The 3,032-nt window shown below is 54.6% G+C and carries 2 rRNA genes (1 of these 2 cut by a window edge); both read right to left on the bottom strand.

The window, feature by feature from the left end:
* Position 1: 1 nt before the first annotated feature.
* A 5S ribosomal RNA gene (rrf, locus tag Xkoz_RS26535) occupies positions 2-117 on the bottom strand.
* A 78-nt stretch (positions 118-195) separates the two neighbouring features.
* A 23S ribosomal RNA gene (locus Xkoz_RS26530) occupies positions 196-3,032 on the bottom strand; it runs 144 nt beyond the window's last position.

Below are 3,032 nucleotides of genomic sequence, written 5' to 3'. Positions count from 1 at the left end.
TGTCTGGCAGTGCCCTACTCTCGCATGGGGAGGCCCCACACTACCATCGGCGCGACGGCGTTTCACTGCTGAGTTCGGCATGGATTCAGGTGGTCCCACCGCGCTATTGCCGCCAGACAAATCTGGGTTCAATCTCGAACAAGCTGCTGTTTTCTGAAACTTTCTCTCTCATCCCCAAAACACCTTCGGTGTTGTCAGGTTAAGCCTCACGGTCCATTAGTACTGGTTAGCTCAACGTCTCGCAACGCTTACACACCCAGCCTATCTACGTCCTCGTCTCGAACGCTCCTTCAGTACCCTCAGGGGGTAAGGGAAGACTCATCTCAAGGCAAGTTTCCCGCTTAGATGCTTTCAGCGGTTATCTCTGCCGCACTTAGCTACCGGGCAATGCCATTGGCATGACAACCCGAACACCAGTGGTGCGTCCACTCCGGTCCTCTCGTACTAGGAGCAGCCCCTTTCAATCTTCCAACGCCCACGGCAGATAGGGACCGAACTGTCTCACGACGTTCTAAACCCAGCTCGCGTACCACTTTAAATGGCGAACAGCCATACCCTTGGGACCTACTTCAGCCCCAGGATGTGATGAGCCGACATCGAGGTGCCAAACACCGCCGTCGATATGAACTCTTGGGCGGTATCAGCCTGTTATCCCCGGAGTACCTTTTATCCGTTGAGCGATGGCCCTTCCATTCAGAACCACCGGATCACTAAGACCTACTTTCGTACCTGCTCGCGCCGTCACGCTCGCAGTCAAGCTAGCTTATGCCTTTGCACTAACCTCACGATGTCCGACCGTGATTAGCTAACCTTCGTGCTCCTCCGTTACGCTTTGGGAGGAGACCGCCCCAGTCAAACTACCCACCAGACACTGTCCGCAGCCCGGATTACGGGCCCACGTTAGAACATCAAACATTCAAGGGTGGTATTTCAAGGATGGCTCCATGCAGACTGGCGTCCACACTTCACAGCCTCCCACCTATCCTACACATCAAGGCTCCATGTTCAGTGTCAAGCTATAGTAAAGGTTCACGGGGTCTTTCCGTCTTGCCGCGGGTACACTGCATCTTCACAGCGAGTTCAATTTCACTGAGTCTCGGGTGGAGACAGCCTGGCCATCATTACGCCATTCGTGCAGGTCGGAACTTACCCGACAAGGAATTTCGCTACCTTAGGACCGTTATAGTTACGGCCGCCGTTTACTGGGGCTTCGATCAAGAGCTTCTCCCGGAGGATAACCCCATCAATTAACCTTCCAGCACCGGGCAGGCGTCACACCGTATACGTCCACTTTCGTGTTTGCACAGTGCTGTGTTTTTATTAAACAGTTGCAGCCAGCTGGTATCTGCGACTGGCCTCAGCTCCATGGGTAAACCACTTCACCTAACGCCAGCGTGCCTTCTCCCGAAGTTACGGCACCATTTTGCCTAGTTCCTTCACCCGAGTTCTCTCAAGCGCCTGGGTATTCTCTACCTGACCACCTGTGTCGGTTTGGGGTACGATTGTGTGTGACCTGATGCTTAGAGGCTTTTCCTGGAAGCAGGGCATCAACCACTTCAGCACCGTAGTGCCTCGTCATCGCGCCTCAGTGTTAACAAATGACCGGATTTGCCTGGTCATTCCACCTACACGCTTAAACCGGGACATACCGTCGCCCGGCCGGCCTAGCCTTCTCCGTCCCCCCTTCGCAGTCACACCCAGTACAGGAATATTAACCTGTTGCCCATCGACTACGCTTTTCAGCCTCGCCTTAGGGGTCGACTCACCCTGCCCCGATTAACGTTGGACAGGAACCCTTGGTCTTCCGGCGAGCGGGTTTTTCACCCGCTTTATCGTTACTTATGTCAGCATTCGCACTTCTGATACCTCCAGCAGGCCTCACAGCCCACCTTCAACGGCTTACAGAACGCTCCCCTACCCAACAACATCGAAATGTTGCTGCCGCAGCTTCGGTGCATGGTTTAGCCCCGTTACATCTTCCGCGCAGGCCGACTCGACCAGTGAGCTATTACGCTTTCTTTAAATGATGGCTGCTTCTAAGCCAACATCCTGGCTGTCTGAGCCTTCCCACTTCGTTTCCCACTTAACCATGACTTGGGGACCTTAGCTGGCGGTCTGGGTTGTTTCCCTCTTCACGACGGACGTTAGCACCCGCCGTGTGTCTCCCGTGATAACATTCTTCGGTATTCGCAGTTTGCATCGGGTTGGTAAGTCGGGATGACCCCCTAGCCGAAACAGTGCTCTACCCCCGAAGATGACTTCACGAGGCGCTACCTAAATAGCTTTCGGGGAGAACCAGCTATCTCCCGGTTTGATTGGCCTTTCACCCCCAGCCACAAGTCATCCGCTAATTTTTCAACATTAGTCGGTTCGGTCCTCCAGTTAGTGTTACCCAACCTTCAACCTGCCCATGGCTAGATCACCGGGTTTCGGGTCTATACCCTGCAACTTAACGCCCAGTTAAGACTCGGTTTCCCTGCGGCTCCCCTATACGGTTAACCTTGCTACAGAATATAAGTCGCTGACCCATTATACAAAAGGTACGCAGTCACCCCACCACTAAGCCCCCTCTGCTTGATGTTGGCGGTTGGGCGTCGCTGGCGCGTCGCCGACCGTCATCAGGCAAAAGATGACGCTGTGGACTTCACCACTGGCTTAGTGGTGGGGCTCCCACTGCTTGTACGTACACGGTTTCAGGTTCTGTTTCACTCCCCTCGCCGGGGTTCTTTTCGCCTTTCCCTCACGGTACTGGTTCACTATCGGTCAGTCAGGAGTATTTAGCCTTGGAGGATGGTCCCCCCATGTTCAGACAGGATACCACGTGTCCCGCCCTACTCTTCGAGCTCACAATACCTGCGTCTTCGGATACGGGGCTATCACCCTTTACTGCCGGCCTTTCCAGGCCGTTCTCCTGACGCAGATGCTGATGTTGGCTCTGGGCTCCTCCCCGTTCGCTCGCCGCTACTGGGGGAATCTCGGTTGATTTCTTTTCCTCGGGGTACTGAGATGTTTCAGTTCCCCCGGTTCGCCTC

It is taken from the genome of Xenorhabdus kozodoii, from assembly GCF_002632875.1.
Taxonomy (GTDB): Bacteria; Pseudomonadota; Gammaproteobacteria; order Enterobacterales; family Enterobacteriaceae; genus Xenorhabdus; species Xenorhabdus kozodoii.
The sequence above is the reverse complement of the archived record's forward strand: the minus strand, read 5'-3'. Positions and strand labels throughout refer to the sequence as shown.